The sequence below is a fragment of the Cupriavidus pampae genome (assembly GCF_914271485.1).
GTDB lineage: Bacteria > Pseudomonadota > Gammaproteobacteria > Burkholderiales > Burkholderiaceae > Cupriavidus > Cupriavidus pampae.
In genome coordinates, this window is sequence record NZ_CAJZAG010000005.1 from 340,468 (window position 1) to 359,195 (window position 18,728).

Annotated in this window: 15 protein-coding genes; 8 read left to right on the forward strand and 7 right to left on the reverse strand. The window is 63.7% G+C overall.

Annotation, left to right across the window (positions count from 1 at the left end; all coding sequences use genetic code 11):
* The first annotated feature begins 55 nt into the window (after positions 1-55).
* Positions 56-826 (forward strand): HAD family hydrolase, encoded by a 771-nt coding sequence (locus tag LDO41_RS14635; RefSeq protein ID WP_223989322.1) that lies wholly within the window; start codon positions 56-58, stop codon positions 824-826.
* A 4-nt stretch (positions 827-830) separates the two neighbouring features.
* On the opposite strand, the gene LDO41_RS14640 is transcribed toward LDO41_RS14635, so the two are convergent.
* Entirely contained in the window at positions 831-1,757 is a 927-nt protein-coding gene (locus LDO41_RS14640; RefSeq protein WP_223989323.1) for a LysR family transcriptional regulator, read from the reverse strand.
* A 137-nt stretch (positions 1,758-1,894) separates the two neighbouring features.
* Here LDO41_RS14640 and LDO41_RS14645 point away from each other — a divergent pair, with 137 nt between their 5' ends.
* The 4 genes from LDO41_RS14645 to LDO41_RS14660 all read left to right on the forward strand — a co-directional run bounded on the left by LDO41_RS14645 (position 1,895) and on the right by LDO41_RS14660 (position 6,089).
* Complete coding sequence (locus LDO41_RS14645; RefSeq protein WP_223989326.1) at positions 1,895-3,190, forward strand: MFS transporter; 1,296 nt, start codon at positions 1,895-1,897, stop codon at positions 3,188-3,190.
* Positions 3,191-3,218: 28 nt separating this feature from the next.
* Entirely contained in the window at positions 3,219-4,715 is a 1,497-nt protein-coding gene (locus LDO41_RS14650; protein WP_223989328.1) for a M81 family metallopeptidase, read from the forward strand.
* Between the two features lie 23 nt (positions 4,716-4,738).
* Positions 4,739-5,761, forward strand: a complete 1,023-nt coding sequence (locus tag LDO41_RS14655; RefSeq protein WP_223989330.1) for a D-cysteine desulfhydrase family protein — start codon at positions 4,739-4,741, stop codon at positions 5,759-5,761.
* A 130-nt stretch (positions 5,762-5,891) separates the two neighbouring features.
* A complete protein-coding gene (locus LDO41_RS14660) occupies positions 5,892-6,089 on the forward strand; it encodes a hypothetical protein (protein ID WP_223989333.1) in 198 nt (65 codons plus the stop codon).
* 39 nt (positions 6,090-6,128) lie between these two features.
* Here the strand turns inward: LDO41_RS14660 and LDO41_RS14665 are convergent, their stop codons facing one another.
* Complete coding sequence (locus tag LDO41_RS14665) at positions 6,129-7,043, reverse strand: LysR family transcriptional regulator (protein WP_223989335.1); 915 nt, start codon at positions 7,041-7,043, stop codon at positions 6,129-6,131.
* A 200-nt stretch (positions 7,044-7,243) separates the two neighbouring features.
* Between LDO41_RS14665 and LDO41_RS14670 the strand changes: the two genes are divergently transcribed.
* Positions 7,244-8,320 carry a porin gene (locus LDO41_RS14670; protein WP_223989336.1) on the forward strand — a complete coding sequence of 359 codons (1,077 nt, stop codon included), beginning with the start codon at positions 7,244-7,246 and terminating at the stop codon, positions 8,318-8,320.
* A 79-nt stretch (positions 8,321-8,399) separates the two neighbouring features.
* On the opposite strand, the gene LDO41_RS14675 is transcribed toward LDO41_RS14670, so the two are convergent.
* The 4 genes from LDO41_RS14675 to aceE form a co-directional block, all read right to left on the reverse strand.
* Positions 8,400-9,635 (reverse strand): MFS transporter, encoded by a 1,236-nt coding sequence (locus tag LDO41_RS14675; RefSeq protein WP_223989338.1) that lies wholly within the window; start codon positions 9,633-9,635, stop codon positions 8,400-8,402.
* Positions 9,636-9,734: 99 nt separating this feature from the next.
* Positions 9,735-10,085 (reverse strand): winged helix-turn-helix transcriptional regulator, encoded by a 351-nt coding sequence (locus LDO41_RS14680; protein WP_223989340.1) that lies wholly within the window; start codon positions 10,083-10,085, stop codon positions 9,735-9,737.
* A 17-nt stretch (positions 10,086-10,102) separates the two neighbouring features.
* Positions 10,103-12,895 (reverse strand): 2-oxoglutarate dehydrogenase E1 component, encoded by a 2,793-nt coding sequence (locus LDO41_RS14685; protein WP_223989342.1) that lies wholly within the window; start codon positions 12,893-12,895, stop codon positions 10,103-10,105.
* 126 nt (positions 12,896-13,021) lie between these two features.
* On the reverse strand, positions 13,022-15,721 hold the full coding sequence (gene aceE, locus LDO41_RS14690; protein WP_223989344.1) for a pyruvate dehydrogenase (acetyl-transferring), homodimeric type: 2,700 nt from the start codon (positions 15,719-15,721) through the stop codon (positions 13,022-13,024).
* 246 nt (positions 15,722-15,967) lie between these two features.
* Here aceE and mug point away from each other — a divergent pair, with 246 nt between their 5' ends.
* A complete protein-coding gene (gene mug, locus LDO41_RS14695; protein WP_223989346.1) occupies positions 15,968-16,501 on the forward strand; it encodes a G/U mismatch-specific DNA glycosylase in 534 nt (177 codons plus the stop codon).
* A gap of 75 nt (positions 16,502-16,576) precedes the next feature.
* A complete protein-coding gene (locus tag LDO41_RS14700; RefSeq protein ID WP_223989348.1) occupies positions 16,577-17,635 on the forward strand; it encodes a GlxA family transcriptional regulator in 1,059 nt (352 codons plus the stop codon).
* Between the two features lie 23 nt (positions 17,636-17,658).
* Here LDO41_RS14700 and LDO41_RS14705 read toward each other — a convergent pair whose 3' ends face one another.
* On the reverse strand, positions 17,659-18,651 hold the full coding sequence (locus LDO41_RS14705) for an SLAC1 anion channel family protein (protein WP_223989350.1): 993 nt from the start codon (positions 18,649-18,651) through the stop codon (positions 17,659-17,661).
* Positions 18,652-18,728: the final 77 nt, after the last annotated feature.

An 18,728-nucleotide genomic window follows, 5' to 3' on the forward strand; every position in this document is an offset into this window, starting at 1 on the left:
GAACGACCCGCCAAACGATTTCTTCCTTCCAAAATTATCGATAATCGATTATTTTGTGAAGCAACCCGACTATGACGACAAGGCTTCCGACATGACTTCCCTCCACCTCCCCGACCTCCGTTTGTCCGATTTCGACGCCATCACATTCGATGTCTACGGCACGCTGATCGACTGGGAGCCATCCATCGCCGACTTCCTGCTGCGCTGGGCCGCCGAGCACGGCGTCGCCGCCGATGCGCAGACCCTGGTCATGGCCTTCGATGGCGCCCGCGCGCGCATCCAGAAGGAACGACCCGCGCACCTCTATCCCGTGGTGCTGGAGAAATGCTTCGACCAGATCTGCGCGGAGTTCGGCGTGCCCGTGAACGAAGACCGGCGCCGCCAGTTCGCGGCCAGTCCGCATACGTGGCCCGCTTTTGCCGACAGTCACGATGGACTGGTGCGCCTGCAGCAGTCGGCGCGGATCGGTGCGCTCAGCAATATCGACGTGGCCTCGCTCGAAACGTCGTGCCGCATCCTCGATTTCCGCTTCGATGTGGTGGTGACCGCGCAGCGCGTGGGCGCCTACAAACCCGACTGGCCACACTTCGACACCGGCATTGGCGAGCTGGGCCGCCTCGGTGTGCCGCGCGAACGCATCCTGCACGTGGGTCAGAGCCTGCGCGCGGACATCACGCCCGCGAACAAGCTGGGCCTGCGCAGCGCGTGGATCAACCGACCCGGCCGCCTGCTGGGCCTGTCCGGCGAAGGTGCCGCGGAGGCGCGGCCCGACCTCACGGTATCGAGCCTGGCCGAGCTCGTCGCCGCGCTGACCAAGGCGGACTAGCGGTTCAATCCACGATCCTGGCGCGCGCGAACGCCGTCATGCGGGACAGCATCCACTTGCGCAGCGTATCGGCCGCGGGCGACAGCGGCCGACCCGCGCGCACCAGCAGCTTGGCCTGCGCGGCCTGAAACATGGGATGGTGGATCGGCCGCGCCACCAGCTCGCCCGATGCCAGTTCGCGCACGGCGCCGAATTCAGGCGCGAAGGTCACGCCCTTTCCCGCGCGTAGAAAGCGCTTGAGCACGACCAGCGAGTTGGCGGTCAGCGTCGGCGCGACGCGCACCTTCTCCGCATACATCACGGCCTGGATCAACTGGCCGAGGCCAAAGTCCTTGCTCATCAGCGCCAGTGGGTGCGCCAGCACCTGATCGAGCGTGACGGGTCCCTTGCGCCGCGCCAGTGGATGCGATGCGCCCACCAACAGCTTCACCGGATGCGGCACGCTCACGCGGCAGTGCGCATCGGCGGCCACTGGCGGGTTGTAGGCCAGCCCCACGTGCGCGATATCGTCGATGACCTCGGCCACCACATCGCTCACCGAGACCACGCTGACCACCACTTCCAGCTTCGGGTAACGATCGGAGAACTCGCCGAGCACGTCGTCCATCAGGCTGTCCACGAAGCCCTCGCCGATCGCCACGCGCACGTGGCCGCGCTCGAGTCCGCGCATCTGGTTCAACTGGTCCTCCAGATGCTGCTTCTGCGTCTGGCAGCCGCGCCAGTACTCGAGCAGATGATGCGCTGCCTCGGTCGGCACCATGCCCTGCGGTGCGCGCTCGAACAGCACGCTGCCGACTTCCTCCTCGAGCAGACGGATCTGCCGCGTGATGACGGACGGCGCCGTATTGAGCCGATCGGCCGCGGCGCGAATCGAGCCCAGCGTCAGCACTTCATGAAAGTAACGCAGCCGCCGCTGGTTCACGTCGTTCATGGAGCACCCCCTTTGAGGTGTTGCCAAAAAGGCAACTCTAATCAACTTAAGTTGCTATTTCAATCACCCCCTCGCGCTACTACTATCGCGGCGTTGTGAGCAGCTGTGTCGTAGTTCCACTACCACCCGAGAGCCACATGCACGCACCGTCCCCCACCGCTTTGATCGGCGACCACGCCGGCGTCTACCGCAAGATCAGCTGGCGGATCCTGCCGCTCCTGATGCTTTGCTATCTGTTTGCTTACCTCGATCGCGTCAACATCAGCTTCGCCAAACTACAGATGCAGGCGGACATCGGTCTGGGCGATGCCGCGTTCGGCCTTGGCGCCGGCATCTTCTTTCTGGGCTACATGGTGTTCGAGATTCCCAGCAACCTGCTGCTGCCAAGGATCGGCGCGCGCAAGACGCTGAGCCGGATCATGGTGCTGTGGGGCCTGACGTCCGCCGCGATGATGTTCACGCGTGACGTCACGATGTTCTACGTCCTGCGCTTCCTGCTCGGTGTATTCGAAGCGGGTTTCGCGCCGGGCATGGTGTATTACCTGACGCTCTGGTATCCCCAGGCGCGGCTGGCGCGCGTGATGGCCATCGTGATGGCCGCCGCGCCGATCAGCGGCATCGTCGGCGCGCCGCTTTCCACGTGGCTGATGACTTCGCTGGCGGGCGCGCATGGACTGGCCGGCTGGCAATGGATGTTCCTGATCGAGGGCGTGCCGTGCGCGCTGCTCGGCATCGTCGTGTACTGCTGCCTGGCCGATAACGTGGCCAGCGCGAAGTGGCTCGATGCAAGCGAGAAGGCCATGGTCAGCGCGGAGCTTGGCAGCCGGCGCGGAAAGCATCACGGCTTCCGGCAGGTCTCAGCCGATCCGCGCATCTATGTGATGGCCCTCGGCTATTTCTGCGTGATCTGCGGCATCTATGCGATCAGCTTCTGGCTGCCGACGATTCTCAAGGCATCGGGCGTCGCCGACCTGATGACGCTGGGCTTCTACTCGGCCGTACCGTATCTGGTGGCCGTGGTTGCGATGTATGTCGTGGCCAGGCGCTCCGACGCACGCGGCGAGCGACGCTGGCACAGCGCCATCCCCGCATTGCTCGGCGCCGTGGCGCTGGCGGTGTCGGCCTTGAGCATCGGCAATCTGTATGTATCGCTGATCAGCATCACGCTCGCCACCGCGCTGATATGGACCGCCTATACCGTGTTCTGGGCCATGCCATCGGAATACCTGAAAGGCGAAGCCGCGGCGGGGGGCATTGCGCTGATCAACTCGATCGGCCTGATCGGCGGCTTCCTGAGCCCGACGCTGATCGGCTGGGTCAAGGGCGCCACCGGCAGCCTGTCGCTGAGCCTGGCACCGATGGTCGTGCTGCTGGTGTGCGGCGCGGCCGCGCTGCTGGCCAACAAGCCCGGCCGCGCGGCCGCCACCGTTTAAATCTGTCACCGAGTCTTCATCACCCATCATGCGGATACTGATCGCCGGCTTTCAACACGAGACCAATACCTTCGCGCCAAGCCGCGCCGACTACGACAACTTCGTGCGCGGCGAAGGCTTTCCCGCGATGTCGCGTGGCGATGCCATGCTCGCGCTGCAGGACGTCAACATTCCGGCGGGCGGCTTTATCGCGGAGACACTGGCCCTCGGCCATACGTTATTGCCAGTGGTGTGGGCCGCGGCGAGCCCATCCGCACATGTCACGCGCCAGGCCTACGAGCGCATCGCGGGCGAGATCACCGAGGCCGCCGTGCAACTTGCGCCCGATGCGATCTACCTCGACCTGCATGGCGCGATGGTGGCGGAGCATATCGACGATGGCGAAGGCGAGTTGCTGTCGCGGTTGCGCGAGATCGTGGGCGCGCGGGTGCCAATCGTCGCCTCGCTGGACCTCCACGCCAACGTGACCGAGCGCATGTTGACAATGGCCGATGGGTTGGTGGCCTATCGCACCTATCCACATGTCGATATGGCCGACACCGGCCGCGCATGCGCGCGCCTCCTGGCGAAGATTGCCTCGGAACAGCGGCTGACGCGCGTGTCACGGCGCCTGCCGTTTCTGATTCCGGTCAATGCGATGTGCACATTGATGGCACCGGCACAGCAGGTGTATGAGCGTATCGCCGCGCTGGAGGCCGGCATGGGCATGGCGTCGATGTCATTCACACCGGGCTTTCCCGCCGCCGATTTCCCCGGTTGCGGCCCGGTCGTATGGGGGTATGCGGAAGATGCCAGCGCCGCGCGCCGCGCCGTCGATGCGCTGTATGCCTCGATCGCCGACGACGAGGCCGCATGGTCGATCGAGCTGCTGGCACCCGACGTTGCCGTACGCGAAGCGATGCGCATCGCCACCGGCGCGAGTCGCCCCGTGGTCATCGCCGACACCCAGGACAACCCGTTTGGCGGCGCCGACTCCAACACCACGGGCATGCTGCGCGCGCTGATCGACAACCATGCCGTCGATGCGGCGCTAGGTCTGCTCTACGACCCGGCCGTGGCCAGGCTCGCGCATGAAGCGGGCGTCGGCGCAACCATCACCTGCGCCCTGGGCGGGCAATCAGGCGTGGCCGGTGACGCACCGCTATATGCAGCGTTCGAAGTGGTCCACCTGTCCGATGGTCGCTGCATATTCGAGGGTCCGATGATGACCGGCTCGCAGGTCGACGTCGGGCCCACGGCATGCCTGCGCATCGGCGGCGTAAGCGTGGTGGTGTCGAGCGCCAAGACGTCGATGAACGATCGCAACCTGTTTCGCATGGCCGGCATCGTGCCCGAACGCATGAAGATCCTCGTCAACAAGAGCTCGGTGCATTTCCGCGCCGACTTTGGACCGATCGCCGAAGCGATTCTCGTGGCCAAGGCACCGGGACCGATGGCCGCCGATCCGGCCGATCTGCCGTGGAAGTCGCTGGCCAGTGGCATGCGGCTGAAGCCAAACGGGGCGGCCTTCCGCCCCGCGCATTGAGAAAGCTTTTCCGAGGAACGACCATGACCGCTCTATTCAACTCGCTGGACGCCATCAGCAGTGTCCGGCTGATCGACGGACCCACACCCATCCAGCGTCTGAACCGGCTCGAATCGGTGCTGCGCAGCGACGTTGCGCTCTACGTCAAGCGTGACGATTTGATGAGCGTGGGCGGCGGCGGCAACAAGCTTCGCAAGCTCGAATATCTGCTTGGCGATGCGCTCGCGCAGGGCTGCGATGCGTTCGTGACCACCGGCGGATTGCAGTCGAACCACGCGCGCCTCAGTGCGGCCGCATGCGCGCGTCTGGGTCTCAAGTGCGAACTCGTGCTGGCACCAATGGTGAGCTATGACGGCGACGGCTATACGCAGAACGGCAACGTGCTGCTGGACAAGCTGTTCGGCGCGACCGTGCACGAGGTGCCGCGCGGCACCGACGCGCTCGCGTTCGCACATGAACGGGCCAACGAATTGCGAACCCTCGGCTACAAGCCGTACGTCGCAGGGCTGGGCGGTTCGACGCCGATCGGCGCGCTCGGCTACGTGTCGGGTGCGCGGGAATTGCTCGAACAGGAAGCGCAGCGTGGCGAAGCGTTCTCGCATATCGTGATTCCGAGCGGCAGCTTTGGCACGCATGCGGGCCTTGCGATCGGCCTCGCCATGGCCAATGCACAGCCCGAGCGGATCCAGGCGTTCACGGTGCTGAGCCCGCTTGACGTGGCAATCACGAAGACACGCGATTTGATCGCGCAGGTGCAGGCACAACTGCGGTTCCAGTCCTCGGTGGCAGCCGATGCCGTGCGCATCGACGGCAGCCAGCTCGGTGAAGGTTATGGCATTCCAACCGACGGCATGCTCGAGGCGGTACGCCTGCTGGCGCAAACCGAAGGCCTGCTGCTGGATCCGGTCTATAGCGGCAAGGCGTTTGCCGGTCTGCTGCACGATATCCGCCGCGGCGCGATTGCCGCAGGCAGCAGCGCGCTATTCATCATGACCGGCGGTACGCCGGGCCTGTTCGCCTACCGGCAGACGTTCGATCGTCCCTGATTTTTTTGCGAAATGTTGTCCACGCGCAGCGACAGTGTGTCTACGGTGCGTTGTTGTTCGGCACCTCGACGACCCCTACATTAGCTGTGCGGGCATTGCCGCAATTCCAATCAATTTCAGGGAATTCATCATGAAGATTTTCTTTAATGCAGTACTCGTGAGTGTTGGCATGGCCGCGCTCGTCTCGACCGCCGGCGCCTCGCAAGTCGTCTCCGATCATGCGCGCCTCGATGGCAGCATCGGCAAGGCCGCCACGCAATCCGCAATCAATGCCAGCGCAAGCCGCGCTGTCAACGAGCCGCGCGATCCGTACACGGAAGGCGCATAAGCCCGCCTGCGATCGCTGAGGCTCTTCAGCGATCGCTCTTCAGCTATCGATTTTCGCCGGATCCTCGAACGCATCGAGTAACGCGCGCACCTTCGGCGGGACCAGTCTGCGCGCTGGCGTCAGCGCATAGACCTCCAGCGGAGACGAATATTGATGTGGAAACAATCTGATCAGCTCGCCGCGCCGAATATCGTCCTTGATATAGGCCGGCAGCATTCTTATTACACCCAGGCCCGCGATCGCCGCGCGCACGCGCAGCTCGACGTTCGGCGTGCGGATACACGGGCACAGAGAGATACGGCCCACTTCGCGGTCGCCATCGAGCAGCTCCCACTCGCTGTCGTCGGGGTCCACGATCATCGGCCACGACGCGATCTCCTGCAGCGTGCGCGGCAGGCCACGCTCGGCGATCAGCTCCGGCGCGGCATAGAACCCACGCTCCATCGCGACCACATGCTTGCTCACCATTGAACTGTCCGGCAGCCTCGTATCGGTCTTGACGAATGCGATGTCGTAACGCTGCTCGATCAGATCGGGAATCTTCCTTGTATCGTCCACTTCCACCTTCAGCGCCGGATGCGCCTTCAGCAATCGAACGAGCGCTGGCGCGAGATGCAGCCAACCGGTCTCATACGGCGCCGCCACACGCAATGTGCCCGAGACCTGTTGCTGCGTCGATTTGGCGTCGTTGTCCGCTTCGCGCAGATCGTTCAGCAGTGGCGCGATGCGTGCGTAGAACGTCTGACCGATATCCGTCACGCGAACCCTGCGCGTGCTGCGATCGAGTAGCCGATTACCAAGCCGTGCCTCCAGCCGCGCAATCGAGAAGCTGATCGATTGCTTTGGAATGCCCGCGATATCCCCGGCTGCGGTGAAGCTGCCGGCCTCCACCACTCGGCAGAAATTTTCCCAATCGCCCCAGTCGGCAAATTCATCCAGTTTCTTCGTGTTCAAGATATCTCCCCTCTGGCGCGCAAGCGCGGCTTGCCTCGAATCAAATTCTACGAGCAAACGAGACCCTCGCGCCCGTCATGGCCAGTGTCGGACAGATGTTGGCCCAATAACCATGCAATTGCCGCAATTCATGGAGTGCGGCGTCTCTATCATTTAACTCGGTTTTTAAAGTAGTTTTACAACAATCATCTGGAGATGTAATGAAGAAGGTATTAGCGGTAGCCGCCGCTTCCATGTTGGCCAATGTCGCGTATGCGCAGTCGAACGTGACGCTGTATGGAGTGGCTGATGCCGGGATTGAATATCTCACCAACGCCGGGAAGAACGGCAACGGCCTGGCGCGTGTCACGTCGGGCAATCAGTCGGGATCGCGCTGGGGTCTGCGCGGCGTGGAGGACCTCGGCGGCGGCCTCAAGGCGATCTTTCGCCTGGAGAGCGGCTTCGATATCGACACGGGCAACTCGGGCCAGTCGAACCGTCTGTTTGGCCGCGAGGCGAACGTAGGGTTGGAGAGCAAGTACGGCAGCCTGTTCCTCGGTCGCCAGCAAACCTCGATTCGCGAGTTCGGCAGTGCCTATGATCCGACCGTGATTGCCGACCACTACGGCATTCTGGCCATTGCACCGGAGTTCGGCTCGCGTGCGGACAACGCCCTCAAGTATGTCGGCCAGTTCGGCCCGATCAACGCGCAGGCGTTCTACTCGTTCCAGTCCAACGGCAACGAGGTGGCGGGCAGCAATGTGTTCGGACGCGAGTTCGGCACCTTCATCAACTATGCGTCCGGCCCGGTCTCGGTAGGCGTGACCTATGACGACCTTCACGTTGGCACCGCGACGAATCAGGCACCGGTGCTGCGCCGTATCGGGGTGGCCGGCAGCTACACCGTGGGCAACCTCAAGACGTTCGCGGGGTATCGCATGGCCAAGGCGTATGACGGCGCAAGACTGCCGGGTGCGCAGGCCGCCGATGCGGGTTCCAATCTCTATTGGCTCGGCGCGGTCTACCGGATGACCCCGGCGTTCTCGCTGACCGGTGCTGCCTACTATCAGGACTTCCGGCAGACCGGTTCGGATCCGTGGCAATTCCTGCTGACCGGCGACTATGCGTTCTCCAAGCGCACCGACGTCTACGCGTCGGTGTCCTACTCGATGAACAAGCAGAACTCGCAACTGGGCGTGAATGGCTTCAACAGCGGCAGCGGTACTACCGCGGTCTACAACGTGCAGCCGGGCAAGGATCAGCTCGGCGTGGTGATGGGGGTGCGGCACCGCTTCTAAACGACACGCCCTCCATGCGTGGAGGGCTTCGACACTTTCCAGGCGGGCACCTTGCGGTTGAAGGTGCCCGTTCTCCATTTCAGCTCGCCGAAAGATCACCGCCCGGTACGCGCAGATTCGACTTCCTGCCGCCAGCCCAGTGCAGCACCGCCGCCAGCAGGCCGAGTGCGATGCCGAAGGCCACGATGCCGGTCCAGCCGTACTGGCTCATGATCCAGCCGCTGACCGCGGTGCCGACCGCGCCGCCGAAGAACGTCGCCGTCATGTACAGGCTGTTGATACGGCCCTGCGCCTTGGGATCGACCGCGAACGCGCGGGTCTGATTGGAGACCAGCCCGGATTGCACGCCGATGTCGAGCACGATCACACCAACGATCAATGCCACCAGCGACCAGTCCGCGCCTGCCAGGATCACGAACGACAGGATCACGATGCCGATGCTGGCACCAATCACCCGACGGGAACCGAGCCGGTCCGCCGCGCGGCCGCCCAGCGACGCCGCCAGCGCGCCCGCCGCACCGATGATGCCGAAGGCACCCGCCCATGCGCTGCCGAGATGCCACGGCCCGCTGACGAGCAACGCGGCGAGGTTGACCCAGAACGCGTTGAAGCACGCCCACAGCAGCGCCTGAATGATCATCGACTCCCGAATCGGACGATTGTCGCGCGCGAGCGGCCAGAGCGAGGCCAGCAGCCGGCCATACGACAGGTTCGTCGACGGCACGCCGCGCGGCAGCAGCATCGCGGCGGCGATCCACACCGGGATCATGAACGCCGCTTCCATCCCATACACCGCGCGCCAGCCATACGCCGCACCCACCACGCCGGCGATCGTGCGGCCAAGCAGAATACCGACCATGATGCCGCTGACGACCGTGCCGACCGAACGACCCCGTTCCTGCGGACGCGACATGACGGCCGCGAACGGCACCAGTTGCTGAGGCACGCAACTCACGATGCCAAGACCAAACGAGGCGCCGATCAGTGCCCAGACACCGGGCGACAGCGCGGCCAGGATAGCGAACACGAACGCGAGTGCGATCTGGGTGAGTACGAGCTTGCGGCGATCGAAACGATCGCCGAGCGGCAGCAGCAGCGCCAGTCCCGTCGAGAAGCCCAGCAATGCGGCGCCCGCGACAAGATCCACCATCGTCACATCGATGCGCAGCCCCGTCGCAATCAGCGGCAGAATCGGTTGCGTGCAATAGATATTGGTGATGACCGCGCCAGCAATGATGGCCATCATGAGGATCTTGCCTCGCGATGCCACCGCGGGTGCGTGAGGACTATCGGCCGGAGCGGATGGGGTAGTCACGATATTCTCCTTGTTGTTGGAAATAGGTAAAGCCCGCCCAGCGCCATCGCCTGATGACGTGGTGACGTGATGAAGTTGCGCGGATTCGGAGGGGAAACTTCAGGAGGGGCGCGCCACGTGCTCGCCGACCCATTGCCGCATGGCTGCGATCACGGGTCCGAGCTGCCTGCCCTTGTCGGTCAGGTGATACTCGCGCCAGTCGCTGCGGTCCGCACAGGCACGCATCTCAAGAATGCCGTGGTCGACCAGCACGCGCAGCCGCGCGCTCAGGATGTTGGTGGCCACGCCGAGGTTCTTCTGGAACGCGCCGAACCGGCGCGTTCCAGCCAGTGCTTCCTCGACCAGCATCAACGTCCAGCTGTCACCGACCACCTTGAGCGTCCGCGCGGCGAGAGATGCCTCGTCGCAACTCTCGTCGCCACGCTCGCCGCCACTTTCGGCGGTATCCACTGGTGGTCTCTTGCCCATTACGACTCCAGCGCCGCAGCCAGGAATTGCCGCTGACGCTCGACGTGCATCGACGGATATCCCGGCGCGGTCGAGGCATTCTCGGGCGGGCCTACATAGCGCAGCGTGGCAGGTGTCTTGACTAGTTCCCAAAGCTTCTCGACCACAAAGGTCCAGGCGCCCTGGTTACGCGACTCTTCCTGACACCAGACGACTTCCGTCAGATGCGGATAGCGTGCGAGCTCCGCGGCAATCTGCTGCGCCGGGAACGGATAAAGCTGCTCCACGCGCATCAACGCGATATCGTCCTTGCCCAGCGCCTTGCGGCGCGCAAGCAGCTCGTAATAGACCTTGCCCGTGGCGAGAATCAACCGCTCGACGCGCGCGGCCTGCTCCGCCGTGCGCGGCTCGGTCAGCACGGCCTCGAACTTGCCGTGCACCAGCATATCGAGACTGCTGGTCGCTTCCGGATGCCGCAGCAACGACTTTGGCGTCATCACCACCAGTGGCACCCGATCCTTGCCCGTGGCCTGCTCGCGCAGCAGATGAAAGATCTGCGCTGGCGTGGTCGGCTGGACCACGCGCAGGTTGTGCTCGGCGCAGAGCTGCAGATAGCGCTCGAGCCGCGCCGACGCGTGCTCGGACCCCTGGCCTTCCTGACCGTGCGGCAGCAGCAGCGTGACGCCGCTATGCTGGCCCCACTTGACCGCGCCGGCCGACAGGAAATTGTCGATGACCACCTGCGCACCGTTGGCGAAGTCGCCGAACTGCGCCTCCCACAACACCAGCGAATCCTTACGGACCAGCGAGTAGCCGTATTCGAAGGCAAGCACGGCAGCTTCGGAGAGAATCGAGTTGGCGATCGAGAGCTTCGCCCCATTCGCGGTAACGCCTGCCAGCGGCACATGCACACCCTGGCCGCGCGCCACGCGCTGCTGATCGTGGAACACCGCATGACGATGACTGAAGGTGCCGCGCTCGCTGTCCTGTCCGCTCAGGCGCACGCTGGTGCCCGACGACAGCAGCGACGCGAATGCCAGATGCTCGGCCATGCCCCAGTCGAGCGCGCGCTTGCCTTCCGCCATCTCGCGCCGTGCGGCAACCACCTTCTCGACCAGCGGATGCAACGTAAAGCCCGCTGGCACTTCGGTGATCCGGCGCGCCAGCGCCTGCAGATCATCCATGGACACCTGTGGCACCGCGGCCGCCGTCTTCTTCATGGCGAACGCCGCGTCCGCACTCGCATCGTCGGCCGGCTCGGCGTGCTCCAGGCGATCGCGGTAGGCGCGCGTGTAGTGCTCCACGTCCTCGGCGGTCACCAGCTTCTCATCGACGAGCTTGGCGGCATACAACGCCCGCACGCCGGGATGCCCCGCGATGGAGCGATACATCAGCGGCTGCGTGATATTCGGCGTGTCCTGCTCCTGATGGCCATGCCGGCGGAAGCAGAGCAATTCGATGACCACGCTCTTGTGGAACGTCGCGCGGAAGTCGATCGCCAGGCGCGTGGCCGCGATCACGGCCTCGGGGTCGTCGCCATTCACATGCAGCACCGGCGCCTCGATCATCTTGGCGATATCGGTGCAATAGAACGACGACCGCGTATCGCGCGGGTCCGAAGTCGTAAAGCCCACCTGGTTGTTGACGACGATATGGATGGTCCCGCCCGTGCCATAGGCGCGCGTGCCGGACATGTTCATGGTCTCCATCACCACGCCCTGCCCCGAGATCGACGAGTCGCCATGGATCTCCACGGGCAGCACCGCGCTGTCGGGCAGTCCCAGCGCTTCCGCGCGGCCGCGCGCAATGCCCTGCACCACTGGGTTGACGATCTCCAGATGCGACGGGTTGAACGCGATGGTCACTTCGACCGGACCGGACGGGGTCTGCCGCATACCGGTATGGCCCTTGTGGTACTTGACGTCGCCAGCCGGCAGCAGATTCGCGGTCTTGCCTTCGAACTCGTCGAACAGCGCCGCAGGCGACTTGCCGACGATATTCACCATGACGTTCAGCCGTCCACGATGGGCCATGCCGAGCACCGAAGTCTTCACACCTCGCGTGGCACCGTAGCCAATCAGTTCGTCCAGCATGACGATCAGCGACTCGCCACCTTCCAGTGAAAAGCGCTTCTGCCCTACATAGCGAGCGTGGAGGTACTTCTCCAGCCCTTCGGCGGCGGTCAGTTGTTCGAGGATATGGCGCTTGTCGCCGTCATCGAGCGTCGCCTTCGCGCGCGTCGACTCGAGCCGCGTCTGCCACCAGTCGCGTTGATGCGGATCGGTCAGGTACATGTACTCGGCGCCCAGCGTGCCGCAGTATGTGTCCTTCAATGCGTCGACGAGCGCATCCAGCGGCAACTCATCTGCCGCGAAGCCGGTGCCAGACACATCGAATGTGGCTTTCATGTCCGACGCCGTCAGACCGTAGAACGCCGGACTCAGGTCGGGTACCGGCAGCGCCGGTGTCCAGCGCAGTGGGTCGAGATTCGCGTTGCGCGTGCCCACCATGCGATAGGCGAGGATCATGGCCTGCACCGCCAGCTGCTTGCGCACGGTCTTCGGACCGTTAGACGCCCCGCCGGCCCTGGCACCAGATTGCTTGGCCAATGCCAGAAAGCGCGACAGCACCGGGGCATGCGCGACATCACCGGCATTCGAGCCATCCACGGCCGGCGCGCGCTGCAGCGCATTGAAGTAGTCGCGCCAGGGTTCCGATACCGAAGACGGATCCGTCAGATACGCCTCGTATTGCTCCTCGACATAAGGAGCGTTGCCGCCAAACAAGAATGAGGTATTACCTTCTTCAATCATGATGCCAACCTTGTCCTGACTTCATCTTGATTGAAGTCTAGGTTGGCCAGCTATCGCTCGCGTGAATTGCTGTGACCATTAGCGGCCATCTGCTTGCGATTTCTGGCCAATCGTTCCTGCGCCAACTTACACCTTTGCCGGGTTCGGCTTGTCCAGATCGAACGCGTATTGCCGCAACGCATCCGCCACCACCTTCGCATCGATGGTGCCCTCGTCCGCGAGCGCCTTGAGCGCGCTGACCGTGATCCAATACCGGTCGATTTCGAAGAAATCGCGCAGCTTCTCGCGCGTGTCGGAGCGGCCGAAGCCGTCGGTGCCCAGCACGACGAAGCGCTGCCGCACGAAAGGCCGCAGTTGCTCGGTCAGCGCCCTGACATAGTCGGTGGAGGCAATGACGGGGCCGGGCGCTCCTTGCAGCAGGCGCTCGAGATGCGAGACGCGTTGCGGCTCGGTGGGATGCAGCAGGTTCCAGCGCTGGACGGCGTGCCCTTCGCGCGCGAGTTCGGTAATGCCCGGCACGCTCCACAGGTCGGCGGCCACACCCCAGTCGCGCTCGAGCAGTTCGGCCGCGGCAATCACCTCGTTGAAGATGGTGCCCGCGCCCATCAGTTGCACGCGCGGTAGCGCAGCGTCGGCCGTCGAACGGCGGAACGCGTACATGCCGCGCACGATGTCCTCGGCCACCCCCGGGTCCTGCGGCATCGGCGGCTGTTCGTAGTTTTCGTTCATCAACGTGACGTAATAGAAGACATCCTCCTGCTCCGTCACCATACGATGCAATCCATCCTGCATGATCACCGCGAGCTCGTAGGCAAAGGTCGGGTCATAGCTGATGCAGTTCGGTACCGTCGAAGCCTGCAATAGCGAATGGCCGTCCTGGTGCTGCAGACCCTCGCCATTGAGCGTGGTGCGGCCGGCCGTGCCGCCCAGCAGGAAGCCGCGCGAGCGCATATCGCCGGCGGCCCAGGCCAGATCGCCCACGCGCTGGAAGCCGAACATCGAGTAGAAGACGAAGAACGGGATCATGACTTCGCCGTGCGCCGAGTACGCGGTAGCCGCGGCGATCCAGTCGGACATGCCGCCAGCCTCGTTGATGCCTTCCTGCAGGATCTGGCCGCTTTCCGACTCGCGGTAGAACATCAACTGGCCGGAATCCTCGGGTTCGTAGCGCTGGCCATCCTGATTCCAGATGCCGATCTGCCGGAACAAGCCCTCCATGCCGAACGTGCGCGATTCGTCCGGCACGATCGGCACGATCCGCTTGCCAAGCGCCTTGTCCTTGAGCAGCACGCTGAGAAAGCGCACGAACGCCATGGTCGTGGACATCTTGCGGCCTTCGCCGGTGCCCTTGAGCAGCGCGTCGAACGCGCTCAACGGCGGCGTCGGCAGCGATTCGGCCTTCTGGCGCCGCGATGGCACGTAGCCGCCGAGCGCCTCGCGCCGCGCGTGCAGATACTCGCGCTCCTTCGAACCTTCCTCGAACGACAGATATGGAACCTCGGACAACGCCTCGTCCGAGAGTGGCAGGCGGAACTGATCGCGAAACTTCTTCAGTTGCTCTACTTGCATCTTCTTCTGCTGATGCGTGTTGTTCAGGCCCTGCCCCGCCTCGCCCATGCCATAGCCCTTGATGGTCTTGGCCAGGATCACGGTCGGTCGACCGTTGGACGTGGTGGCCTTGGCATAGGCCGCATGAATCTTGTGCGGATCGTGGCCGCCACGGTTCAACTGCCAGATCTCGTCGTCGGTCCAGTCGGCGACCATCTGCTTCAGTTGCGGCGTATTGAAGAACTTCTCGCGCACGTAGGCACCGGACTTCGACTTGTAGGTCTGATACTCGCCGTCGACCACTTCCATCATGCGGCGCATCAATGCGCCATCGTGGTCGCGCGCCAGCAAGGCATCCCAGCGGCTGCCCCATACCAGCTTGACCACATTCCAGCCGGCGCCGCCGAACAGATGCTCCAGCTCCTGAATGATCTTGCCGTTGCCACGCACTGGCCCATCCAGCCGTTGCAGATTGCAGTTGATCACGAAGATCAGGTTGTCCAGGCGCTCGCGGCCGGCCATGCCGATGGCGCCGAGCGATTCGGGCTCGTCCATCTCGCCGTCACCGAGGAAGGCCCACACCTTGCGGCCTTCGGTCACGGCGATGCCGCGCGCCTGCATGTACTTCATGAACCGCGCCTGATAGATGGCCATGATCGGACCAAGCCCCATCGATACGGTCGGGAACTGCCAGAAGTCCGGCATCAGCCATGGGTGCGGATACGACGGAATGCCGCCACCGCCAGTCTCCTGGCGGAAGTTGTCGAGCTGCGCGGTCGACAGCCGGCCTTCGAGGAACGCGCGCGCATAGATGCCTGGCGACGAATGCCCCTGAAAGAACACCAGATCGCCGCCGTGCGCGGCGGTCGCGCCATGCCAGAAGTGGTTGAAGCCAACGTCGTAAAGCGTGGCCGCCGAGGCGAACGATGCGATATGGCCACCGACATTGGTCTCGCGCCCGGCGCGTAGCACCATTGCCACCGCGTTCCATCGCATATACGAGCGGATCGTATGTTCAATGGCCTGATCGCCGGGCATGACGGGCTGCATGCCGACCGGAATGGTATTGACGTACGGCGTGTCGTACGAGAATGGCGCATGCTCGGCGTTGATGCGGGTGAATTCGATTTGCTTCTGGATCAGATAATGCGCACGCTGCGAGCCCACGTTCGCGATGACCCCATTCAAGGCATCGAGCCACTCGGCGGTCTCGCCGGGATCGTCGTCGCCCTGCGCGTCGGGGATGTACTTCATGACTTCATTCGGAACTGCCGACATTTGCGTCTCCAGAAGAAAACCTACGCGTTGATTCTAGGTCGCGGTTTTCCTGCTGAAATGCACATCGCCGCTAACGGCAACAAGTTGGCCTGAACCGGCTATGCGTTGGCATCGTCCTCATCGGCGTGGCCCGAAATCGAACGATTTTGGCCGGCATTGAAGGTCTCTCGTACACCGCACAGCGGCGGACTTCTTTATAGTCACGCCGTGAGGCATCGACGCGCCGGCAAATGACAGGACAGACAAGTGACAGGGTTGGAGGATTTGCTGAGGCCGGGACTGATCGGCGTCTTCTGCGGGTTGAATCCCGGCCTGCGCGCTGCGGCAACCGGCTTTCATTTCGAGGGCAATGGCAACCGGTTCTGGCAGACCATGCACCTTGCCGGCTTCACGGACCACCGACTCTCTCCGTCCGAAGGGCATCGCCTGCTCGACTACGGCTATGGGTTGACCACGGTCGTCAGCCGTCCCACCGCGAGCGCGGCCGAGTTGTCGACGCACGAGTACACCGGGAGCGCGGCGTCACTGGTAGCGCGGCTCGAACAGTTCAGGCCCGCCTATATCGCGTTTCTCGGCAAGGCCGCCTATACCTCGCTCTCCCATCAACGCACGATCGACTGGGGCCCGCAGGCCGCCCGGCTTGGACCGTCCCGGGTCTGGGTCCTGCCCAATCCGAGCGGCCGCAACCTCGGCTTCAGCCTGCTCGAACTGGTGGAAGCCTATCGCGCATTCCGTCATGCGACGGAAGACACACAGCATGCCGATCAACCGTTCCGCTGATGCGCCGCAACAGGCTGCTTCAATGGCAACATCTGATATTCTCGAATATCGCGCCCCTGAAGTAGTGCATCCCAGATGAAGCTAGCTGTTGTTGTATTTGACGGCGTTCAGGCCCTGGACGTCGCCGGCCCCATGGACGTGTTCTCCGAGGCCAATGCGTTCCTGCCTGCGAGCAAGCGCTACGAGATCTCGATCGTGGGCGTGCGCTCCGACGGCGTCACGTGCTCCAACGGGATGACGCTGGGCGTCGCGATGGACTACACGCATTACGCCGAGCAATGCGATCTGCTGCTGGTGGCGGGCGGGCCGCGCACGCCGGCCATGCAACCCGATCCGACCTTTGTTGCCTGGCTGCGCGACAAGACAACCACGAGCCGCCGCTTTGCCGGCATCTGCAATGGCGTCTTCCTGCTCGCCCATGCGGGCGTGCTCGATGGCCGTGAAGTCACCACGCACTGGACCGAAACCAAACGCCTGCAGGAACACTTCCCCCGCACGCACGTCCGGCCGGATCGCATCTTCGTGCGCGATGACAACGTCTTTACGTGCGGCGGCGTCGCGGCAGCGCTCGACCTCTGCCTTGCGTTAATTGCGGAGGACCACGGTCATGCGCTGGCCATCAAGGTGGCCAAGCGTCTGATCGTCTATATCCGCCGCGATGGGGGTCAGTCGCAATACAGCCCGTACCTCGCGGTGGGCCCGCAGGAAGACTCGGTGGTCAGCAAGGCGCTGCGCTACGTCAACGACCATATCGCCGACGCGTTCTCGATCGAGGAACTGGCCGACGCCGTCGGCGTGAGCCGCCGCACGTTCAGCCGCACCTTTGCCAAGCACGCCAAGGTCTCCCCGTCGGTCTTTGTCGAGCAGGTGCGCGTCGATTTTGCCAAGAAGCTGCTCGAGCAGACCGACATTCCGCTGAAGACCGTCGCGTTCCGCAGCGGCTTCCACAGTTCCACGCATATGCGCATGATCTTCACGCGGCGCCTCGACATTACGCCGAAGGATTTTCGGCTGCGACTGCTGCACGAGAACCAGCGCCTGCAGGAACTGGTGGAGCCGCACCCGCAGCATGCGCCGCGCCTGGACGAGCAAGGCGCCGCGATGCTGCGTCTGACGACCACGCCGAAGCGCTAAGCCCCTCGCTCCCTCAACGTCCCTCAGCGTCCCGACAGCAGCTGGCCATTCGTCAGCGAGCGGATGGTCCTGACCAGCAGCACCACGATTACCACGGTCAGGAACGCAAGCAGCACGAGAGCGAGCACCGCGAGGGGCCACACCTTGGTCGCCTCGGCGTACTTCAGCGCGGCGTTGGTCAGCGCGGCCACCGGGAAACTCACACCCCACCAACCCGCCGTAAATGGAATGCTGCGCCGAAAGACCTTGCCGAACAGCGCCAGGAACAGGAACAGTCCGAAGTAGAACAGCACCGCCGCAAACGCGTCGATTTCCCGCGTGAAGTTCGTATAGGCCAGAAAACCGACCTCGAACGGCGCGATCATGATCATCAGCGATGGCACCATATTGCTGGGCAACTTGTCGTGATGGATCAGCCGCGACACGATCATGGTGAAGAACACCAGCGCAATGATGGTGCCAATCGCCAGCGAGAAGATATTGAGCTCGCGCGCCCATTCCATCGGCAGCGTGCCGCCTGCCACCGCGATATCCAGCGTCGCCACACCGGGGATAAGCCATGCGGGCAACGCATGGCCGGCATCGATCTCCCCTTTCACCAGCCGGCTGAAGATCGTGAACGCCAGCACGATCGTGGCAATCGAACCGACGGTCCAGACGACTTCCGCCAACACCGGTGCCACCGGCGCGATCAGCGACGAGATCAGCAGCACGGCAATCGGCACCGTGCCAAAGAAGTTGCCCGCAATGGGATGACGAAACTCACCGAGCACCGCCTGCGGATAGCGGATCGCCTTGCACAGATACGACACGGCCAGGATCACGAACAGCCCGATCGCCAGCGAACTGGCGAAGTCGGAGACGAGCGCGCCGACACCGTACTGATGCGCGGCGACCCGCCACGCCAGCGCGAGCCCCGAAATCCCCATGACGGAAGCGAACAGATTGACTGGCAGATGCCGGATCGAGATCTCGTGCTGGTCCCTTGATTGAGCGGTGTCTTGCAGTGTTTGCATATGGTGTTGTCATGGGATTGACACCGCGGCCTCCCCTCTACCCGGTGCACGACGCGAGTATAGAAGTGGCGCCGCGA

What these genes read in the sequence shown, in the direction of transcription:
- LDO41_RS14640 (WP_223989323.1), bottom strand. Translation starts at nt 1,757, where the DNA reads ATGAACGACGTGAACCAGCGGCGGCTGCGTTACTTTCATGAAGTGCTG.
- LDO41_RS14645 (WP_223989326.1), top strand. Translation starts at nt 1,895, where the DNA reads ATGCACGCACCGTCCCCCACCGCTTTGATCGGCGACCACGCCGGCGTC.
- LDO41_RS14650 (WP_223989328.1), top strand. Translation starts at nt 3,219, where the DNA reads ATGCGGATACTGATCGCCGGCTTTCAACACGAGACCAATACCTTCGCG.
- LDO41_RS14655 (WP_223989330.1), top strand. Translation starts at nt 4,739, where the DNA reads ATGACCGCTCTATTCAACTCGCTGGACGCCATCAGCAGTGTCCGGCTG.
- LDO41_RS14660 (WP_223989333.1), top strand. Translation starts at nt 5,892, where the DNA reads ATGAAGATTTTCTTTAATGCAGTACTCGTGAGTGTTGGCATGGCCGCG.
- LDO41_RS14670 (WP_223989336.1), top strand. Translation starts at nt 7,244, where the DNA reads ATGAAGAAGGTATTAGCGGTAGCCGCCGCTTCCATGTTGGCCAATGTC.
- LDO41_RS14685 (WP_223989342.1), bottom strand. Translation starts at nt 12,895, where the DNA reads ATGATTGAAGAAGGTAATACCTCATTCTTGTTTGGCGGCAACGCTCCT.
- aceE (WP_223989344.1), bottom strand. Translation starts at nt 15,721, where the DNA reads ATGTCGGCAGTTCCGAATGAAGTCATGAAGTACATCCCCGACGCGCAG.
- LDO41_RS14700 (WP_223989348.1), top strand. Translation starts at nt 16,577, where the DNA reads ATGAAGCTAGCTGTTGTTGTATTTGACGGCGTTCAGGCCCTGGACGTC.
- LDO41_RS14705 (WP_223989350.1), bottom strand. Translation starts at nt 18,651, where the DNA reads ATGCAAACACTGCAAGACACCGCTCAATCAAGGGACCAGCACGAGATC.